Consider the following 18,050-nt stretch of genomic DNA (forward strand, 5'->3'; position numbering starts at 1 on the left):
GCGACGACGGATTGAATCCGCCTTGGGATCCGTGGTCTGTGTGCATGATCGCTCCGGCCAGGTTTCCACGGGTCCGCTCGGCTGCCGCCAGGGCGTCGATGACGAGCTCGGTTCGCATGTGATCGGCGATCGCCCACCCGGCCAGCCGGCGCGAGCACAAGTCGATGACGGTCGCGAGGTAGAGCGGTTTCGCGCCGCTGACCGGCAGGTATGTGATGTCGCCGACGTACTTTCTGTTGACGTCGGCTGCGGTGAAGTCGCGTCCGATCAGGTCGGGTGCCTTCGACGCGGCCTGGTCCGCGACGGTGGTGCGGTGCCGGCGGCGCAGACGGACTCCCTCGAGCCCGATGGTCCGCATGATCCTGGCGACCCGCTTGTGGTTGACCGCCGGGCCGCCCTCGTCACGGAGCTCCGCGGTGATCCTGGGGGCTCCGTAGGTGCCGTCGGAGTCCTGGTGGGCCTTGCGTATCCGGGCCGCGAGCCCGGCTTCGACGGCCTGGCGGGCCGCCCGTGCTGCCGCGGTGCGACGCCAGTAGTAGAGGCTCGAACGGGCCAGGCCGAGGGTGTCGCAGAGCCGCTTCACGCCGTGACGGCGCTGGTGATCGTCAACGAACTGGTAGCGATTCACCAGCGCGTCTCCGTCGCGAAATACCGGGCCGCCTTGCGGAGAATGTCCCGTTCTTCTTCGAGCTCGCGGATCCTCTTGCGGGCGGCGGCCAGCTCCGCCTGAACGGCGTCGCCGACGGCCTGCGAGGTGGCCGGCGGGGCGGAATGGGCGCCAGGTCGGCGGCCGTCGGCGGCCCGGATCCAGTTCCTCAGCGTCTCGGTGTTCACCCCGAGATCAGCGGCGACCGACTTGATCGTCGCTCCCGGCCTCGACCGGTACAACGCGACGGCGTCCGCCTTGAACTCGGCGGGGTAGTGCTTCATCCCCACGGGGACTCCGTTCTCCTGGACCATCAAGATCCAAGTGTCTCCGGTGTCCAAAACCCGGGGTCAAGGCCCGTGCCGACGTTGACCCAGCCCGCGTCCGCAGTCAGGTCGTAGATTCCGTACGGGATCGCCTTACCCAGATCGGCGTCGGGGAAGTCATGGGTGCGAACCCGGACCGGATCACCTTCGCGACGCCACTGGTGGCCGGCGTTCTTGTAGTTGCCGACCAACTCCTTCTTCTTGGTGTCCACGCTGATCACCGGGTCTCCGGCGGCCTGGAAGTCCTTGGCCTGGTCGTTGATATAGCGGAACTGCGCATCGCGGTCCGGGTGTTGGGCACCTTCGACCGTCTTGGCGTTGCTTTGGAGACTGAAGCCCTCCTCACGCAGCACGGCCGCCACGGTGTCCGCCGAGGCCCGGTGGCCCTGCCGGGTCAGCTCGGCAGCCAGTTGCCGGGTCGACTTCGTCGTCCAGCGCAGCGGCGACATCGGGTCCCCGCGTACATCCGGTTCCACCAAGGCCAGCAGCGCGGGCCGCAGGCCCAGATCCAGGTCCACCGCACGCTTGCGGCCTCCACCCGGCCGGCGCACGCGCCCTAACGGCGCCTCGCCGGACTCCAGTTCAGACACCCCGCGTGACACCGTGCCCTCACGCACCCCGGCGGCACGGGCAACGACACAGATCCCCCCATGGCCCAGCGACCGTGCCTCCGCTCCTATGACCAGCCGACGCTGCCGCTCGTCCAGGTGCGGAAACAGCGCCTCGAACTTCGCCGCCAGCTCGGTCGCGGCCCCCTCCGGAATGCCCATACCACAACAACGACGCTCGACCACGGAAGCGACGGCTTGTTTCCCGGCAAGCCCTAACTGATCGTTTCAGAATGAACTTTGTCTGGCTAGTTGTCAGTTGCCGGAGCCATCGGCAAGATCTGCTGTGTGTCTGCTGACCTTGTCCCTGATGATCTGTGGGAACGTGTCGCCCCGCTGCTTCCGGCTCGGCCAGCGCGGCGGCATCGGTATCCGGGTCGGTTGCCGGTGGATGACCGTGCTGCTCTGCGGGGCATCGTTTACGTGCTGCGCACGAGCGTGAGCTGGCGGGACGTTCCCGCAGAGTTGGTGGGCTGCAGTGGGGTGACGGCCTGGCGACGTCTGCGGGACTGGACCGAGGCTGGTGTGTGGCCCCGCCTGCACGAGGTACTTCTCGCGGAACTACGCAGAGAGGGCCTGCTGGAGATGGACGACGCCGCGATCGACGGCTCGCACGTCAGGGCGCTCAAAGGGGGGCTCACACCGGACCTTCGCCGGTCGACCGCGCGCGGCCCGGCAGCAAGCACCACCTCATCGTCGACCGGCACGGCACTCCGCTCGTCGTCTCTCTGACCAGCGGAAACCGTCACGACGTCACCCAGCTCATGCCCCTGCTGGACGCCATACCCCACATTCGCGGACTGCGCGGCCGGCCACGCCACCGACCCCGGCGGCTGTTCGCCGACCGCGGCTACGATTACGACAAATACCGGCGTCTCGTCCGCGCACGTGGGATCACACCCAAGATCGCCCGGCGCGGCACCCCGCACGGCTCGGGCTTGGGCAAGACCCGGTGGGTAGTCGAGCGGACCTTCGCCTGGCTCCACCAGTTCAAGCGACTGCGCATCCGCTACGAGATACGCGCCGACCTCCACCTCGGACTACTCCAACTCGCCTGCAGCATCATCTGCTTGAGACGACTCAGAACTTCATTCTGAAACGATCAGTAACTACCCGGCCTTGGGTCAAGGCCCGACCCCTGAGGACAACAAGATCAAAACAACGTGTTAATGATCTGCAATCCCTTAGCGCCGCGTCAGTACGCGGTACCGGCGCCACGCTGACCGAGGACCGGTGCCCTCCCGTGCCCCGGGACCGGTACCTGCGGCATGATCGGGCACTGCCGGACCGGCGAACACTCCTCGCCGGTCCGGCACCCCCACCGGCAGCCTGTTTTCCGGCGAGTTCCAACTGCCCTCCCGGCGTTCCAACCGGCACACGACGTTGGAGATCGCTCCCGCTCGCCCAGCTCCTGGCAGAGCGGCACCGGTTCCAACAGGCGTGGGATCGGGGCCGGTTTCAGAAACGACCCCCGCGCGAGGCGTGTAGCTACGCGGGCCGCGACGTCCTCCTGGCGAACGCATTCCAGTGGAACAGCCGGGACAACCACAGCCCGGACCTGTTCCACTCATAGGTTCCGGTTGGAAAATTGCAGGTCAGGCCGTTCCAAACCTTCGTGCGCAGATCGCGGGATGCGAGGAGTGGCGAAGCGTGGGTGTTTGACCGTATGGATCAGGGAGAGCTGAAGAACAGCTCGGGACGGCCCTTTCTCGTCTCCCGCCGATGGGGGCCGACCAGCTGCGGCTCCTCCGGCGTGACAAAGCCGCCGGAGGAGCCGGCCCCCGGACCACTCCTTACCGGCCTTCACGCGAGACAGATCGACGTGGGAGAGGTCGACCAGCCAGGATCCGGGCAGCTTCGGGTCGAACGCCGGGTTCTTGACCCGGGTCGGCTCGCCGAAGCCGACGTTCAGGCCGTTGGCTCCGGCGGCGAAGGCCACATTGACGTCGATGCCGACCAGATGGCGCAGGGTGCACTCGGCATCGGTCATCGGCCGCGCCCAGTCATACGCCTCCTCGAACAGCTTCTCCGACGGGCCCCGCACGTGGAAGCGCGGCAGATCCAGCGCGGTGAGCACCGGGTGCCCGTCGGGGGCCTCGGGCGGTGCGCAGTCCACCGGGTCGCTGCCGAGCGACCCGGGCGTCTTGGTGTCGGCCGGGGACGGTCAGAGGAGGCGTCTCGGTCAGGCTGACTCTGACAGTCTCGGCGTCAAGGCGGCGACGCCCACACCACAGCGTCCACCGGCGTCGGCCCCGATGCTTCATGCCTCGCCGGTCGCGTCAAGCAGCGTCGGGAAGACCTGGAAGTACGGAGCTGTTCCCGTCAGCTCCAGCCGGTGCAGTGTGCCACGGCTCAGCGGCCCCGTGAGCCAGGGAAGGCTCCCGCCCCGGCGGTCGGGAGCAAGCAGAGCGTTGAGAACGTCTCCGCTGAAAAACCCGACCCCGGACAGATCGACCACGATCTGTTTTCCCGAATCCTGACCCGCCTGGAGAGCTTGCTCCAGCTCATGGACTGCTTCCGGGTTCTCCACGTCGCCCTCGACCACGATGACGAAGTAGCGTGGATGCTCGGATACGTGAACGGCCTGCTCAGGCGTGGGAAGAACAGGTTCCATGGGATCGGCTACCTCACCAACGGGTTCAGACGCCCTCTTGTGCCGGGTCTGCGGCAGTCTCCGGGCGTCTGGTGAATCGGTGCCACCAGTGGCGGCGCCTGGGATGTACTGCACGGCCCAGCCAGAGGCCGAACAGCAGGTAACCCACAAGAGCCCCTGAGGTGTTGAGCAGAACGTCATCGATGTCGAAGGTACGCCCGATGATCAGGGCGCCCTGGACGAGTTCCACGAGGAGCATCACGAGAGCGGTGACCACTCCCACCCGAACCAGCCCTCGGGTTCGGGGCACCAGAACCGGCAGCAGCACACCGAACGGCACACCCATCACGATATTGCCGCCGAGCTGCTTGACCGTGTCAAAGGACGCGGGCTGACCGAGATAGGCACGGATGGAGTCACCAGGGCGCAGGTTGCTGTGCGTCAACGGCACGGACGCCAAAGACGGTTGAAGCGTCAGCCTGGCCAGCACCACCGCGAATCCCACCATCGCCGCGAAGGCCAGCAGCATGGCCAGTACCCGGCCGATCACAGACATGGGAGGCTTCCCGGGACCCCGGCCCCCTGGTTCCGCCGCAGTCTCACTACGCAGCACCATCCGCACCATTAACAGGGCTCCTAGCCACATTGGTTTGCTTGGACGTTCGATATCCGCGACGTCACGCGGCAGGCCCGCTACGCGGGGCCGGGTCCGGTCCCAGGATATCGGTGTGTCCGGCGGCGCTTAGACCAGCTCGGCGTTGAGCTGGGCACCGGCGAGGAGAGCCAGGCGGAGCGGCCACAGCCACACGAGGAAGACGATGGTCCCGGCGAGCGATCCGTACAGCCGATAGCAGGTGCCGACGTGCGGGACGTCTCACCCCAGGCTGACATAGAGGGTAAGGGCGGTCAGGGGTTCATGCGAACGCGAGTGCGCCGGGCAGGGGGCGGGGCAGGCTGTGGGCGTGGATGAGGCGGATGCGCGGGTGTACGGAAGGCGTGCGCTGGTCCCGGCGTTCCGGTCGCCGTCCCGTCCGGTAGCACGAAGCCGCGGCACCGGCGCGGTCGTCTGCCCGTGATGTCGCGTACGCCGCAAGCTCACGGCGCATTTTTTCTCGGTGCGGTTGAGGCCCTGGCCGCTTGAGGACGTGTCGGCTGTGGGGCGGTCAGCGCATTTCTGGGCCTGCACCGGCCGTGACGAGCACGAGAGTGATGACCTCCACCCGTCCGGTGGCTTTGTCGCGTCCGTAGGCGGTGGTTACATGGTCGACCATCACTTCCCGGTCGTGCAGTCGGATTTCCTCTCCCGGTCGCGGAGTCGGCAGCGAGCCGGGCACGTCCAGGCATACGAGTTCCGTCCCGTCCGGTGCGATGAAGGTCATCGCATGTGACGGCACGGCGTCCGCGTCGGGCTGTTTCCACGTCGCATCCTCGGCGGCGCCGATCGCGTCGTAGATCCTTGTTGCTGTCATACAGGTCTCCCTTGCTGTCATACAGGTTTCCCTGGGTCTGGTGGTGCCTGAGCGAGCGGGCTCGCGCGTCGGAGGCCCGACGCGCGGGAGTGTCCGGCGGCCGCGATGCATACCGGGCGTTCGAGGCCGCAACAGCGGTTGAATGGCGAGGCTGACGTGGGGCACCGGCGGGCGGGTGCGGCAGGTCGGCTGTCAGCCCCGGCGTGAGGTCTTGGCGAAGCGGCTGTGCGCGGCCTGCCGGGTGATGCCCATGGCGGAGCCGATCTCTCCCCAGCTGCGGCCGGTCGCGGTCGCGGTGGCTACCACATGCTGGAGGCAGGCGGCCCCGGTCCGTTCGACCTGCGCGGCGGCGGCCACGGCAGCGAGTGGGCGGGTGAGGGCGAGCTGGGCGATCGTTTCGCGCAGTGTGTCGATCTGTGCGCGTACGTCGGCGGGTACGGCGCCGTCCAGGAGGTGGCTGATGTGGCGCTGCCAGACGGTGAGCGGACCGCCCTCCCCGTCCTTTCCTGCCTCGGTCGCGTTCACGTCCCCAGGGAAGAGAGGGAACATCTCCTTTGAGCGCCATCCGCATGCACAGCCGGCGCGGACGGCGACGGCTCGGGGGCGCCCGCCGGCGCCGTCGTACTCGGCCCACAAGCTCTGGGGCCCAGCGTCCCCGGCACTATGGGGAAGAGGGAGGTTCCCCCGGATCGGCGGCGGCTCACTGCCGTCACCCAGTACCGCGACACAGAAACCTTCGTGGGACGCATTCGGGGCCGCGCCTTCGGGGTAGACCCATCTCATGTCACGCCCTCCAGACAGCACCACCAATATGTCAACCATGCATGACACAGGGGCGAATCGTCAAGGTTTCATGACGTCTGAAATTCCTGTCAAGGTTTCATGACGTCCAGGACATCGTCCGTCCTCCCGGACAGCCGGGCAATTGCCCGCCAGTGCCGCCTGTGAACGGAACCTCGCGGTTCACGACCGCGCGGCGAATCCAGTCGACCGGCACGGCGCCGCGGCAGGGCGCCCGCTGACAGGCACCGATGACGCAACGGGCTCTGGCTCAACGTCCAGTTCACAGCCGGGGTGACTCTGTGATTACGTGGTGGCCGATTCTCGCCAAAGGCCCGATGAAAGGACCAGGTTCAGCTGATGAGCGCTCTCCACACGGGGCTCACAAAGGTCGAGGTTTCCATCGCCTGGGATCCCAGCGCCCTTGGCGGTATCGCGCACGACCTCGACATCGTCGCCGCCGCCTTCACGGACCCCGCGCCCAGCCCCGGAGGACCGGAGTATCTGGTGCGCTTCGGCAGCCGGTCACCAGACGGCACGATCACGCTGGACCGCCATAGCGAAACCGGTCAAGGCTTCGGCTTCGACGAGATCATGACCCTGGAGCTCGACCGCCTCGCCCCGCGCTACGCGCGCGTGGTGGTCGGGGTCGCCATCCAGCAGTCGTCAGGCGCGTTGACGTTCGGCGACATCCCACACGCACGGGTGCGTATCAGACAGAGCCACAACGACCTGCTGGTGCACACCTTCGCGAGCATCCCCGCCGCACGAGCCGCCACGGTCGCCGAATTCATCCACGATGGCGCAGGCACCTGGGAACTCCGCGAAATCTACCAAGGCTTCGACATCGACCCGGCGACGCTCGGCGATGTCATGGGCACCGTCCACGCCTCCGACTGAACCCAGACCACCAAAACAGCGGCCCGCTCGCCATCAGCACCTGAGCGGCGACTCGATCTCTTTGCGTCCGCCGCAGCCTTCCTTCGGCGAGTGGGGACAGGTCTTCGGCGACGAGGTCCTCGCCACCGCCATCCTCGACCGACTCCTCCACCACTGCGAGGTCGTCCCGATCAACGGCAACAGCTATCGGCTCAAGAACCGCCTCCAGGCCATCGCGCGGGACACCGACGTGGCCTAAGTAGTGGTGCACACAACTTCGTACGCGGTGGCGCACCCAGGCAAGTACGCGGACAGCTGGTGAGTCAGGGCATCACCGTGACGGCCCGAGCTGGTGGTGGGCGACCGCGCCCTTTTGAAGCAGTCGGGAAGCGGCCGCCCGGAAGGCTGCCGAGAACAAGCAGCGACGCGCGATAGGGCTGCCGGTCGTATCCTCGCGCTGACGCAGGAGCGGGTGAAGCACCTGTCCGAGGCCGGGATGCGGTGATCGAGGGGCATCGGCGTCACCGCGGCCGCCACGCTCGCGTCGCAATTGTGCAAGGTGTTCATCACCGGCGGGTACGCGTGAAGCCCGCCGGTATTCCGGCGGGCACGCAGAGTCCGAGTTTCAGGCCGCAGGCGGTGTGCTGGCCGACTTGAGGCCTTGGCGGTGTTCGGCGTTGATGCGCTGGGCTTCTTCGAGCTGGTCCTCGAGGATGACGATGCGGCAGGCGGCCTCGATCGGGGTACCGCCGTCGACGAGCTCACGGGCCCGGGCCGCGATGCGCAGCTGGTAACGGGAGTAGCGGCGGTGGCCGCCCGGCGAGCGGAGCGGGGTGATGAGGCGGGCCTCGCCGATCGCGCGGAGGAATCCTTGTGTGGTGTTGAGCATCTCGGCTGCCCGGCCCATGGTGTAGGCGGGGTAGTCGTCGTCGTCGAGGCGGCCGAACGAGTCGTCTGCTGTCATCTGTACCTTCCTGTGGAACACGCGTCGGAGGGGCCCTGGTGCCATTGGCACCAGGGCCCCGAAGGAACTGCTACACCATCGGCCGGCTGTGAACAGCTGTGCCGGCCTTTCTTGATCCGCTCGTCCACCCGGGAGGGAAAGGGACGTGCGGGGATCGCGGTTGCTTGACCGGAGACCACCTCACTCACGATGTCCTGCGGTACCCGGGCCCCGTACTTCCGCCCGGGCGATCCTGATGGCGCTCAACTCCTCCGTTCTTACCCTCTGAATCACTTACTGGTACTGCTTCACTGCGTACTACTAGGTGTTGCGTACTGCTCGGTGGACCGACAGTGCCACCGCTTCGGCAGCCAGCCCCGTCGCCCATCTTGCAACTGCTCTGGCTTAGAACCCCACTGCCGAACCTCCCGGTGCGTACGTCCACAGCCAGACGCCTTCACCGAGGTACTGCTCTTGGTCCTGCTGCTGTGTGATGCCACTACGTGCGGCAGCCCCTGATCACTGCGGGCCACCCGGTCTGGGATCAGTTCCGTCGCCGTCCTGCAACAACCCTGGCTTCGAAACTCCACCACCGAACCGAACTGCTCGGTGGCCTGTGAAAGCGCCACTCCTTCGGCAGCCAGCCCCGTCGCCCGTCCTGCAACCGCTCTGGCTTAGAACCCCACTGCCGAACCTCCCGGTGCGTACGCCCACAGCCAGACGCCTTCACCGAGGTGCTGCTTTGTCCTGCTGCTGTGTGGTGCCACTGCGTGTACTGCGGTACAGCCTCACGGCGGCCCCTGAAACCTGCGGGCCACCCGGTCCGGGGCCAGTTCCGTCGCCGTCCTGCACCTGCTCTGGCTTCGGAACTCCACCACCGAACCGTCCAACATCCTGCAACTACGGAACTACGTGTACTGCGGTGATGCTCCCGGCAGTTCGTGTCTGCCGGGCCCTGCTGTCCTCTGGGCTACGAGAGAAACCATAACCACACTGCCACCCAATGTCTACTCCAGCCACCACAGGTTTTCGCGTGGCCCGTGAGGAGGTAATCGAACGCAGGCGGCTCACAGGGGAAGGGCTGGGGTTCAGGCGGTGTCGCAGGCCCTGGGCGGCACGGGTGTCCGTCCCGTCGCGTCGTGGGGCTGGTCGCGTTGGGTTGGCGCCCTCGCCCGGCCGTCCCGGCGGGCGTCGCTTCGTAGCAGCAGGGCCAGGACCAGGCACTTCGGACGCTCCCAGTGACGTCACGGCGGCATACTTGCCCCATGACGTCTCCTGCGAGCCCCCGGCACCCAGGTGCCGGGCCCCTGCCCGTGATCGCGCCCCAAGGCGAGTTCGACTACGGCACGGCGCCCTGGCTGCAGGAACAGATCGACACCGCCGTCAACGAACACGGCGGAGTGATCCTGGACGCCGGAGGCATCACGTTCATCGACTCCACCGTCCTCACCCTGATCCTGGCCACCCACCAGCGCACCCACCTGCGCATAGCAAACCTGCCCGCCCGGCTGACCCACCTCTTCGGCGTCTACGGCATCGACCACGTCCTGAACCTCTACCCGACCCTGGACGCCGCCCGCACCGCCTGACACCGCCCACCACCGTCCCCACCGCAAACCCGGGGCATGAGGCAGGGGCAGGTAGTGTCGTGAAGCTGTTCGAACCCGGCACGAACTCTCTGGCGGGCGCAAACCCCTGAACGCTGGAGGCTGTTGTGGCGCGGAACCGGATCGCCCTGCCCGAAGTACTGGCGGCCGCGGAGGACGCCGCGCCGGTCGACTCCCTCGATGTCGTAGCCCGCAATCTGCGGACCCGGTTCGGTGCCCGCTACGTGTCGTTCCTCTTCGTCGACGTCGTCGGCCGACGCCTGCTCCGGGTCAACGACACCGCCGCAGCCGCCGAGCCCCAGGAGGACCGCGCCGAACAGGTCCCCCTCGCCGGCAGCGGCATCTACGACGACGTCCTCCGCACCCAGAAAGTCGTCCACGTCCCGGAGGGGACGGAGGGCTTCCGGGTGCTGGCTCCGGTCACCAACCGCGGTGACACCATCGGTGTGCTGGAGCTGTTTCTCCATGGAGTGACCGAGGATGTGCTGATTCAGGTCGAGGACGCCGCGCATGCGTGAACGGGGAGGGCAGCAGGCTGCCGTCCAGCTCTACCCACTCCTTGCCGGCCTTCACGCGGGACAGGTCGACGTGGGAGAGGTCGACCAGCCACGAGCCGGACGGCTTCGGGTCGAACACCGGGTTCTTGACGTACGTCGGCTCACCGAGACCGACGGTCAGCCCGTTCGCGCCGGCGGCGAAGGCCATGTTCACGTCCAGGCCGACTAGGTAGCGCAGGGTGCACTCCTCGTCGGTCATCGGCTGCGCCCAGTCGTAGGCCTCCTCGAACAGCTTCTCCGACGGGCCGCGCACGTGGAAGCGCGGCAGGTTCAGCGCGTTGAGCACCGGGTGTCCGTCGGGGGCCTCAGGCGGTGCGCAGTCCACCGGGTCGTGCCGAGCGAGCCGGGTGTCTTGGTGTCGGCCTGCCGCAGGGCGCCGGTCTCCTCGTCTCGTACGGCGTGGGTCGGCGGGTGCAGCGCGGTCATCAGTTCCAGGCTGGTGACGGCGGTCGACCCGGGGGCGTCATCACCCGGGTTGCGTAGGTGCCCAGGACACGGGCGAGCTCCGCCGGGGACAGCTGCGCGGCGTGATCCCAGAACCGGGGGTCCAGCGCGTTCCAGGATGGGATGCACAGCTGCGTGTACTGCTTCGCCCGCAAGACGCGCAGCTATCTGGACCTGGACACCGGCATCGGGTTCGACTCCCAGATCGTCGTCAAGATCAACGCCGCCGAGCTGCTCCAGCGGGAGCTGGCCTCCCGGCACTGGCAGGGCGAGCACATCGCGATGGGCACCAATGTCGACTGCTACCAGCGGGCGGAGGGCCGGTACCAGCTCATGCCCGGCATCATCACCGCCCTGCGCGACCGGGCGAACCCCTTCTCGATCCTGACGAAGGGCACCCTGATCCTGCGGGACCTGGAGCTGCTGCGGCAGGCGGCCGAGGTCACCGAGGTCGGCGTCTCGGTCTCGGTCGGCTTCACCGACCGCGAGCTCTGGCGCACGGTCGAACCCGGCACCCCCTCCCCCGGGCGCCGCCTCGACGTCGTCCACGCCCTCACCCAGAGCGGGATCGGCTGCTCGGTCCTGATGGCCCCCGTCATCCCGTTCCTCGGCGACAGCCCCGAGCAGCTGCGCGCAACCGTCTCGGCCATCGCGGCGGCCGGGGCGACCTCGGTGACCCCGCTGGTCCTGCATCTGCGCCCCGGCGCACGCGAGTGGTACCTGCGGTGGCTCGGGCTCCACCATCGGCATCTGGTGCCGCGGTACGAACGGATGTACGCGGACGGGGCGTACGCCCCCACCTGGTATCAGCGCCGGATCACCCGTCAGGTGCACGAACTGGCGGACGAGTTCGGGATCGGCCCGGCGCACCGGGGCGAGGCCCGCCGGATCACCCCGGTACGGACACCGGAGGAGCCGGAGCCGGGACCGACGCACTCACCCTGCTCTGACGCCGTAAACACGCCCCTCACCACCTCCCGCAGACCCGATCGCGTGACCGTACGGGTCAACTCCGCGCGGAAACGGCCCCCGGCCGGTGGATCTCGGGGAGCATGCGGCGGGGACCGGTCATCCGCCGCCGCGTCCCCTCCACCTCGGGAGGCACCATGACGAAACGTGCAGGAATTCTGGTCGCCGCCGGTGCGACGGTCGCCGGTCTGCTGGCCGCCGCTCCGGCCCCGGCCGCCGCCTCGGGGACGGGCGCGCCGCCCGCCCCGGAGCTCGCGTGGACCGACTGTCCGACGGAGAACCATCCCACGCTCCAGTGCGCGAAGGTCGACGCCCCGCTGGACCACGCCGACCCCTCGGGCCGCCGGGTCACCCTCGCCCTGTCCCGGATCCCGCACACCGCGAAGACCTTCCAGGGCCCGCTGCTGGTGAATCCGGGCGGGCCGGGCGGCAGCGGCCTGTCGATGGCCGGGTTCGTGGCCTCGGCGCTGCCGAAGAAGGTGGCGTCGCAGTACGACGTGATCGGGTTCGACCCGCGCGGCGTCGGGAAGAGCACCCCGAAGCTGAACTGCCTGCCCGGCCACTCCGACCCGGTGCGCCCGGACTCGGTGCCCGCCTCCTACCGGGACGAGCGGATCAACCGCGACCGGGCCGCCGCCTTCGCCCGCGCCTGCGGCGAGAAGCACGGCGACGTGCTGCCGTACATGGACACCGTCAGCGCCGCGAAGGATCTCGATGCGATCCGCCGGGCGCTGGGCTCGGAGCAGATCAACTACTTCGGCTACTCGTACGGCACCTACCTGGGCGCGGTCTACGCGAAGCTGCACCCGGAGCGGGTGCGGCGCCTGGTCCTGGACTCGGTCGTCGGCCCCGACGACGTCTGGTACCAGGGCAACCTCAACCAGGACTACGCCTTCGACGACCGCCACAAGGCGTTCGCGGCCTGGGTGGCGAAGCACGACGCGACGTACGGGCTCGGCACCGACCCGGCCGGGGTCGAGGCCGCCTGGTACCGGATGCGGGCGGCCGTCGCGGCGGAGCCGGTGGACGGCAGGGTCGGGGCGAGCGAGCTGGAGGACACGTTCCTGCCCGGCGGGTACTACAACGGCTACTGGCCCTACCTCGCCGAGGCGTTCGCCGCGTACGTGAACGACCAGGACACCGAGGCGCTGGTCGAGGCGTACGAGAACTTCGGCGCGACCGGCACGGGCGGCGACAACAGCTACTCCGTCTACACCGCCGTCCAGTGCCGCGACGCCGGCTGGCCCCGGCACTGGAGCACCTGGCGCAACGACGTACGCCGGATCCACGACAAGGCGCCCTTCATGGCGTGGAACAACACCTGGTACAACGCGCCGTGCGCCGACTGGCCGGTGGCGCCGCTCACCCCGGTCCAGGTGGCCAACGACCGCCTCCCGGCGGCCCTGATCCTCCAGGCGACGGGCGACGCGGCGACCCCGTACGCGGGCGCGGTCAGCATGCACCGCAAGCTGAAGGGGTCCAGCTTCGTGGTGGAGGAGGGCGGCGGCAACCACGGCATCACGCTCAGCGGCAACGCCTGCCTGGACAAGCACCTGACGGCCTATCTGACCGACGGGACCGTCCCGCGCGGCCGGGGCGAGGGCGAGGCGGACGCGGTCTGCGCGGCCCTCCCGGACCCGAAGCCGCTGCCCGCCGCGAAGGCGGCGGCCCAGTCGGTGGACAACAGCGCGGGCAGCCGCCTGCACGGGCTGCTGGGGCCGCGCCACTAGTCAATGGAAGACGGGCCCCCGGACCCTCTACGGCAGCCGCCCCAGCGCCTCCTCCGCCGCCGCCCCCAGCCGTGGATGCGGGAGGGCCGCCGTGAGGACCGGGCGGGCGCGGCCGTCGCCGAGCCGGCCGAGGCCCTCGACGCAGGCCAGCGCCACCCGCCAGTGCGGCTCCCCCGGGGCGAGCAGGCGGTGGAGGGTGGCGACCAGGGCGGGGACCGCCTCGGGGGCCCGCAGGGTGGTGAGCAGGCGGACCGGGTGCAGGGCGTAGGCGGTGCGCAGGGTGTTGGTGGCGAGCGCGGCGGCGGCGCGGGGGGTGCGGGGGTCCTTCAGCTGCGCCAGGGCGTGGGCGGCGGAGACGCAGCGCTCGGGGTCGCGGTGGTTGAGCAGGAGCACCAGCGCCTCGAAGGCCCGCCGGTCGCCCACGCAGCCGAGCCGGAAGGCGGCGATCTCACGGGCCCACAGGGGGCGCCCGGGCTCCACCAGGACCCGCGCCAGCACCTCGTTGTCGTCGGTCGCCACGAGCAGGTCGTACGCGGCGGACCCGGCCGCCTCTTCCCGTGACCGGTCCAGGAGCGAACGGAGTTCCTCATCCATGACGCTCAGCGTATCGATGAACACGCTGCGTGTGAGATGGGCCGGGAAAGGCGATGTGGTCCAGCGCACAAGGACCCAGGGGTGGCGCGCTCGTTACTGGCCGGTTAATCTCATCTGAGCGGGACACACTCCCCGCGACTCCGGTGGCCTGGTGACGCAGCCACCCGGAGTGCTTGTCGGTTCGGCAGTTCCAGTGCGACGCGACTCCGGGACAGAGTCCGTCACCTCTTACGGCCGGGCGTGCTTCCAGCGCCCCGCCACCGCGCTTCACGACACGCATCCGCGCATGTACACGCGCCGCTCCCTCATCGCCGCGCGCGCCTGCTCCCACAGTCGTCACTCACCCTGGAGTCCCGTGATGGACACCCCGCTCTCCACCATTGCCGTCGTCGGCCTCGGCACCATGGGCACCGGCATCGCCGAGGTCCTGGCTCTCGCGGGCCGCGAGGTCATCGGTATCGACATCAGCGAGGCGGCCGCCCGGCAGGCCGTCACCTCCCTCGAAGCCTCCACCGCACGGGCCGTCGGGCGCGGGCGGATCACCGAGCGGGAGCGGGCCGACGCGCTCGCCCGGTTCCGTACGTACGACACCCTCCAAGCCGCCGCCGGGGCGGAGCTGGTCATCGAGGTCGTGCCGGAGACGTACGAGATCAAGCAGCAGGTGTTCCGGGAGCTGGACGCCGTCGTCTCACCCACCGCGATCCTCGCCACCGGGACGAACGCCCTGTCGGTGACCCGGCTCGCCGCCGAGTCGCAGCACCCCGAGCGCGTGCTCGGCCTGCACTTCTTCAACCCGGCGCCCGCGATGAAGCTGGTCGAGGTCGTCTCCTCGGTGCTCACCGCGCCGCCGGCCGTCGAGGCCGTCACCAAGCTGGCCCGGGAGCTGGGCAAGGAGCCGGTCGCCGTCGGCGACCGGCCCGGGTTCGTCGCGGACGGGCTGCTCTTCGGCTATCTGAACCAGGCCGCCGCGATGTACGAGGCGAACTACGCGTCCCGCGAGGACATCGACGCCGCGATGAAGCTGGGCTGCGGGCTGCCCATGGGGCCCCTCGCCCTGCTGGACCTGATCGGGATCGACACCGCCCGCACCGTCCTGGAGGCCATGTACTCCGCCTCCCACGACCGCCTCCACGCGCCCGCCCCCGTCCTCGGCCAGCTCAGCGAGGCGGGCCTGACCGGGCGCAAGGCCGGGCGCGGCTTCTACACGTACGACGCTCCGGGCGGCCAGAGTGTCGTGGCCGACCCCCTGACCCCTTCACCGGAAGCAACCACCGGTACCGGGCGCGAGATCGCCTCCGTCGGGGTCGCCGGCTCCGGCACCATGGCCTCCGGCATCGCCGAGGTCTTCGCCAAGGCCGGGTACACCGTGGTTTTGGCCGCCCGTGGCCAGGAGAAGGCGGACCTCGCCAAGGCCCGGATCGCGAAGTCGCTGGAGCGCTCGGTCAGCAAGGGGCGGCTCACCGCCGAGGCGCGGGACGAGACGCTGGCGCGGATCACGGCCGCCGGGTCGCTGGACGCGTTCGCCCAGGTCGACCTCGCCGTGGAGGCGGTGGCCGAGGACCTGGAGATCAAGCAGCAGCTCTTCGCCACCCTGGACAAGGTCTGCCGCCCGGGCGCCGTCCTCGCCACCACCACCTCGTCCCTGCCCGTCATCGCCATCGCCCGGGCGACCGGGCGGCCCGAGGACGTCATCGGGATGCACTTCTTCAACCCGGCGCCCGCGATGAAGCTGGTCGAGGTCGTCCGTACGGTCCTGACAGCCGACGACGTCCACGCCACGGTCCGCGCGGTCTGCACGAAGATCCGCAAGCACCCCGTGGACTGCGGGGACCGGGCCGGGTTCATCGTGAACGCGCTGCTGTTCCCGTACCTCAACAACGCGATCAAGATGGTCGAGGAGCACTACGCCTCGCTGGACGACATCGACGCGGCGATGAAGCTGGGCGGCGGCTACCCGATGGGTCCGTTCGAACTGCTGGACGTCGTGGGGCTGGACGTCTCCCTCGCCATCGAGAAGGTGCTGCACAAGGAGTTCCGTGACCCGGGGCTCGCTCCGGCACCGCTGCTGGAGCACCTGGTGGCCGCGGGCTGCCTCGGCCGCAAGACGGGCCGGGGCTTCCGCGAATATGCCCGTCGCTGATCCGGGAGCCGGGTGGGGCGGGCTGCTGGGACCCTCCGGCTCCCCGCCCCCGAAGGCGCGCTCTCCTGCACGGATGCGTTACGTTCATGCCATGTCCCAGCCCGCCGAGTCACCCCGTGCCACCGCCGCGCCCGACGCCCCGGAGACCTCCGCGGGAACGCGCGCCGCGGCCCAACGGCTCAAGATGCGCCGCGAACTGGCCGCAGCCGCGATGGAGCTCTTCGCCGCGAAGGGCTACGAGGCGACGACCGTCGACGAGATCGCGGGCGCCGCGGGCGTCGCCCGGCGGACCTTCTTCCGGCACTTCCGCTCCAAGGAAGAGGCCATCTTCCCGGACCACGACGACACCCTCGTCAGGGCCGAGGCCGTCCTGAACGCCGCGCCCGCGCACGAGCACCCCCTCGACACGGTCTGCCGCGGCATCAAGGAAGTCATGAAGATGTACGCGGCCAAGCCCGCAGTCTCCGTGGCCCGTTACAAGCTGACCCGCGAGGTGCCGACCCTCCGGGAGGCCGAGATCGCCTCGGTGGCCCGCTACGAGCGGCTGTTCACCCGTTATCTGCTGGGCCACTTCGACGAGCGCGACCACCACGTGGGCAACGACGACCCGCTGCTGGCGGAGGTGGCCGCGTCCGCCGTGGTCACCGCGCACAACCACGTGCTGCGCCGCTGGCTCCGGGCGGACGGCCAGGGCGATGTGGAGGCCCAGCTCGACCGGGCCTTCGCCATCGTGCGCGACACCTTCGGCACCGGCATCGGGGCAGGCCGGACCGCCCAGTCCCAGCCCGCCAAGGCCCCGGCGGCGACGGTGGCCACGGAGGGCGAGGTGCTCGTCGCGGTGGCGCGTACGGACGCTCCGCTGGACGAGGTCATGCGGACGATCCAGCAGGCCCTCAAGGAGCGCTGAGCCCGGACGCCGGCTCTTCGACCAAGACCCACGGCGGCGGTGCGCCGCCCTCGCTCCAGGCGGCCAGCTCATCGGGGCCGTAGCAGAGGATGGCGCACTGCTCGGCGTAGTCGAGCGCGGGTTCGGTGAAGCCGCCCGTACTCACGACGAGCGCGAGGTCCGCCTCGTGCACCGCGTAGCAGGTACCGCCGAAGCGCTGGAGCTCCTGCGATCCGGCCCGGTTCTCCGGCCCGTACCGCTTGCACTGGACGACCAGGCGGCGGCCGTCCGGTGTGGTGGCCACGACGTCGGCGCCCAGGTCCCCGGCGCCGCCCACCACCTCGGCGTCCGCGCACCCGTCGCGCCGGCAGAGTCCGGCCACGGCCTCCTCGAAGGCGTACGGGTCCAGTTCCGCGTAGTCGACCGGGGCGGCGGCCTCCAGAGGCTCGGGACGCGCGGCTTCGGCGGCGTCCAGCTCCGCGATGCCCGCCTCCACGAGCCCGTACGCGGCATCCGTGACGGTCTCCGCGATCCGCCGGGCCCGACGGCGGCGGCGCAGCACCACGAGGGCGGCCACGAGGGCCAGGACGATCAGGGCTACGGCGGCGAGCGGGTGGCGGCCGGCGCTCCGCCAGGCGGCCCGCATCGCCATCCCACCGCCCGCGAGGATCAGCGCGATCAGGGCGAAGCCGAAGGTGGTGCGGCGGAGGTCGAAGGGGCCCCGGCGCTTTCGCATGCTGTCTCTACGGATCGGTATGCCCATCGGTGCGCCACCCCTGCTTCCTGACCACTTCAAGATCACTTGGTCTCGCCCACCTGCCCCGAGCTGGGCTTTCGACGCGTGCGGGCCAGGCCATCGCGCGCGCGTCGGCCGAAATC

Annotated in this window: 16 protein-coding genes and 6 pseudogenes; 9 read left to right on the forward strand and 13 right to left on the reverse strand. The window is 69.5% G+C overall.

Translation table 11 applies throughout. From position 1 onward, the window contains the following. The 3 genes and pseudogenes from AMK21_RS32565 to AMK21_RS32575 form a co-directional block, all read right to left on the reverse strand. Nucleotides 1-628, reverse strand: a 628-nt coding sequence (locus tag AMK21_RS32565; RefSeq protein WP_073882762.1) for an IS3 family transposase, incomplete at its 3' end; no start/stop codon positions are given. Continuing rightward, nucleotides 625-930 (reverse strand): transposase, encoded by a 306-nt coding sequence (locus tag AMK21_RS32570; protein WP_199863332.1) that lies wholly within the window; start codon nucleotides 928-930, stop codon nucleotides 625-627. The genes AMK21_RS32565 and AMK21_RS32570, both read right to left, overlap by 4 nt. Before the next feature lie 38 nt (nucleotides 931-968). Then, nucleotides 969-1,742 (reverse strand): annotated as a pseudogene (locus tag AMK21_RS32575) (ISAzo13 family transposase); the annotation flags it as partial. 126 nt (nucleotides 1,743-1,868) lie between these two features. Here AMK21_RS32575 and AMK21_RS32585 point away from each other — a divergent pair. Beyond that, nucleotides 1,869-2,677 (forward strand): IS5 family transposase gene (locus AMK21_RS32585; RefSeq protein ID WP_199863333.1). Its coding sequence is split into 2 segments (ribosomal slippage): nucleotides 1,869-2,208 and nucleotides 2,208-2,677, totalling 810 coding nucleotides; the frame shifts between segments, so codons are not numbered across the junction. A gap of 689 nt (nucleotides 2,678-3,366) precedes the next feature. Here AMK21_RS32585 and AMK21_RS32590 read toward each other — a convergent pair. From AMK21_RS32590 to AMK21_RS32615, 6 genes and pseudogenes are all read right to left on the reverse strand, one after another. Further along, nucleotides 3,367-3,720: pseudogene (locus AMK21_RS32590) on the reverse strand (transcriptional regulator); the annotation flags it as partial. A 120-nt stretch (nucleotides 3,721-3,840) separates the two neighbouring features. Then, nucleotides 3,841-4,194 (reverse strand): hypothetical protein, encoded by a 354-nt coding sequence (locus AMK21_RS32595; RefSeq protein WP_079181317.1) that lies wholly within the window; start codon nucleotides 4,192-4,194, stop codon nucleotides 3,841-3,843. A gap of 25 nt (nucleotides 4,195-4,219) precedes the next feature. Continuing rightward, nucleotides 4,220-4,729 carry a VanZ family protein gene (locus AMK21_RS32600; RefSeq protein ID WP_234422116.1) on the reverse strand — a complete coding sequence of 170 codons (510 nt, stop codon included), beginning with the start codon at nucleotides 4,727-4,729 and terminating at the stop codon, nucleotides 4,220-4,222. A gap of 186 nt (nucleotides 4,730-4,915) precedes the next feature. Beyond that, nucleotides 4,916-5,038 (reverse strand): annotated as a pseudogene (locus AMK21_RS36495) (ribonuclease BN); the annotation flags it as partial. Nucleotides 5,039-5,336: 298 nt separating this feature from the next. Then, nucleotides 5,337-5,663 (reverse strand): hypothetical protein, encoded by a 327-nt coding sequence (locus AMK21_RS32610; protein ID WP_143194912.1) that lies wholly within the window; start codon nucleotides 5,661-5,663, stop codon nucleotides 5,337-5,339. 171 nt (nucleotides 5,664-5,834) lie between these two features. After that, on the reverse strand, nucleotides 5,835-6,167 hold the full coding sequence (locus AMK21_RS32615; protein ID WP_073882768.1) for a hypothetical protein: 333 nt from the start codon (nucleotides 6,165-6,167) through the stop codon (nucleotides 5,835-5,837). A 615-nt stretch (nucleotides 6,168-6,782) separates the two neighbouring features. On the opposite strand from AMK21_RS32615, the gene AMK21_RS32620 reads away from it, so the two are divergent. Further along, nucleotides 6,783-7,322, forward strand: coding sequence for a TerD family protein (locus tag AMK21_RS32620; protein ID WP_073882769.1), 540 nt, complete (start codon nucleotides 6,783-6,785; stop codon nucleotides 7,320-7,322). An 82-nt stretch (nucleotides 7,323-7,404) separates the two neighbouring features. Further along, a pseudogene (locus AMK21_RS32625) lies at nucleotides 7,405-7,560 on the forward strand (ATP-binding protein); the annotation flags it as partial. Between the two features lie 366 nt (nucleotides 7,561-7,926). Here AMK21_RS32625 and AMK21_RS32630 read toward each other — a convergent pair. Beyond that, the gene (locus AMK21_RS32630) at nucleotides 7,927-8,265 is read right to left on the reverse strand and encodes a MerR family transcriptional regulator (RefSeq protein ID WP_073882770.1); all 339 of its coding nucleotides are present in this window, start codon (nucleotides 8,263-8,265) and stop codon (nucleotides 7,927-7,929) included. Nucleotides 8,266-9,509: 1,244 nt separating this feature from the next. Here AMK21_RS32630 and AMK21_RS32635 point away from each other — a divergent pair. Continuing rightward, nucleotides 9,510-9,833, forward strand: a complete 324-nt coding sequence (locus AMK21_RS32635) for an STAS domain-containing protein (RefSeq protein WP_079181318.1) — start codon at nucleotides 9,510-9,512, stop codon at nucleotides 9,831-9,833. 125 nt (nucleotides 9,834-9,958) lie between these two features. After that, nucleotides 9,959-10,366: pseudogene (locus AMK21_RS32640) on the forward strand (serine/threonine-protein phosphatase); the annotation flags it as partial. On the opposite strand, the pseudogene AMK21_RS36500 reads toward AMK21_RS32640, so the two are convergent. Beyond that, nucleotides 10,365-10,986 (reverse strand): annotated as a pseudogene (locus tag AMK21_RS36500) (transcriptional regulator); the annotation flags it as partial. The pseudogenes AMK21_RS32640 and AMK21_RS36500 sit on opposite strands and share 2 nt — an antisense overlap. Between AMK21_RS36500 and AMK21_RS32650 the strand changes: the two are divergent. Together AMK21_RS32650 and AMK21_RS32655 are read left to right on the forward strand one after the other, a co-directional pair. Further along, nucleotides 10,976-11,962: a radical SAM protein gene (locus AMK21_RS32650; RefSeq protein WP_234422117.1), complete on the forward strand. Its 987-nt coding sequence runs from the start codon at nucleotides 10,976-10,978 to the stop codon at nucleotides 11,960-11,962. The pseudogene AMK21_RS36500 and the gene AMK21_RS32650 sit on opposite strands and share 11 nt — an antisense overlap. Continuing rightward, nucleotides 11,959-13,551, forward strand: coding sequence for an alpha/beta hydrolase (locus AMK21_RS32655; protein ID WP_073882804.1), 1,593 nt, complete (start codon nucleotides 11,959-11,961; stop codon nucleotides 13,549-13,551). Before AMK21_RS32650 ends, AMK21_RS32655 begins: the two co-directional genes overlap by 4 nt. Before the next feature lie 27 nt (nucleotides 13,552-13,578). On the opposite strand, the gene AMK21_RS32660 is transcribed toward AMK21_RS32655, so the two are convergent. Then, a complete protein-coding gene (locus AMK21_RS32660; RefSeq protein ID WP_199863334.1) occupies nucleotides 13,579-14,145 on the reverse strand; it encodes an adenylosuccinate lyase in 567 nt (188 codons plus the stop codon). Between the two features lie 358 nt (nucleotides 14,146-14,503). On the opposite strand from AMK21_RS32660, the gene AMK21_RS32665 reads away from it, so the two are divergent. Continuing rightward, a complete protein-coding gene (locus AMK21_RS32665) occupies nucleotides 14,504-16,285 on the forward strand; it encodes a 3-hydroxyacyl-CoA dehydrogenase family protein (RefSeq protein ID WP_073882773.1) in 1,782 nt (593 codons plus the stop codon). A 91-nt stretch (nucleotides 16,286-16,376) separates the two neighbouring features. After that, entirely contained in the window at nucleotides 16,377-17,192 is an 816-nt protein-coding gene (locus tag AMK21_RS32670) for a TetR family transcriptional regulator (RefSeq protein ID WP_073882774.1), read from the forward strand. Here AMK21_RS32670 and AMK21_RS32675 read toward each other — a convergent pair. Then, nucleotides 17,179-17,934 (reverse strand): restriction endonuclease, encoded by a 756-nt coding sequence (locus AMK21_RS32675; protein ID WP_073882775.1) that lies wholly within the window; start codon nucleotides 17,932-17,934, stop codon nucleotides 17,179-17,181. The two genes, AMK21_RS32670 and AMK21_RS32675, sit on opposite strands and share 14 nt — an antisense overlap. Nucleotides 17,935-18,050 lie beyond the last annotated feature (116 nt).

The sequence above is a fragment of the Streptomyces sp. CB00316 genome (assembly GCF_001905595.1).
Lineage (GTDB): Bacteria > Actinomycetota > Actinomycetes > Streptomycetales > Streptomycetaceae > Streptomyces.

Bases quoted from the DNA above. Each gene is read 5' to 3' on its own strand.
- AMK21_RS32570 (WP_199863332.1), bottom strand. From the start codon at position 930: ATGAAGCACTACCCCGCCGAGTTCAAGGCGGACGCCGTCGCGTTGTAC.
- AMK21_RS32595 (WP_079181317.1), bottom strand. From the start codon at position 4,194: ATGGAACCTGTTCTTCCCACGCCTGAGCAGGCCGTTCACGTATCCGAG.
- AMK21_RS32600 (WP_234422116.1), bottom strand. From the start codon at position 4,729: ATGTCTGTGATCGGCCGGGTACTGGCCATGCTGCTGGCCTTCGCGGCG.
- AMK21_RS32610 (WP_143194912.1), bottom strand. From the start codon at position 5,663: ATGACAGCAAGGGAGACCTGTATGACAGCAACAAGGATCTACGACGCG.
- AMK21_RS32620 (WP_073882769.1), top strand. From the start codon at position 6,783: ATGAGCGCTCTCCACACGGGGCTCACAAAGGTCGAGGTTTCCATCGCC.
- AMK21_RS32630 (WP_073882770.1), bottom strand. From the start codon at position 8,265: ATGACAGCAGACGACTCGTTCGGCCGCCTCGACGACGACGACTACCCC.
- AMK21_RS32635 (WP_079181318.1), top strand. From the start codon at position 9,510: ATGACGTCTCCTGCGAGCCCCCGGCACCCAGGTGCCGGGCCCCTGCCC.
- AMK21_RS32650 (WP_234422117.1), top strand. From the start codon at position 10,976: ATGCACAGCTGCGTGTACTGCTTCGCCCGCAAGACGCGCAGCTATCTG.
- AMK21_RS32655 (WP_073882804.1), top strand. From the start codon at position 11,959: ATGACGAAACGTGCAGGAATTCTGGTCGCCGCCGGTGCGACGGTCGCC.
- AMK21_RS32660 (WP_199863334.1), bottom strand. From the start codon at position 14,145: ATGGATGAGGAACTCCGTTCGCTCCTGGACCGGTCACGGGAAGAGGCG.
- AMK21_RS32665 (WP_073882773.1), top strand. From the start codon at position 14,504: ATGGACACCCCGCTCTCCACCATTGCCGTCGTCGGCCTCGGCACCATG.
- AMK21_RS32670 (WP_073882774.1), top strand. From the start codon at position 16,377: ATGTCCCAGCCCGCCGAGTCACCCCGTGCCACCGCCGCGCCCGACGCC.
- AMK21_RS32675 (WP_073882775.1), bottom strand. From the start codon at position 17,934: ATGGGCATACCGATCCGTAGAGACAGCATGCGAAAGCGCCGGGGCCCC.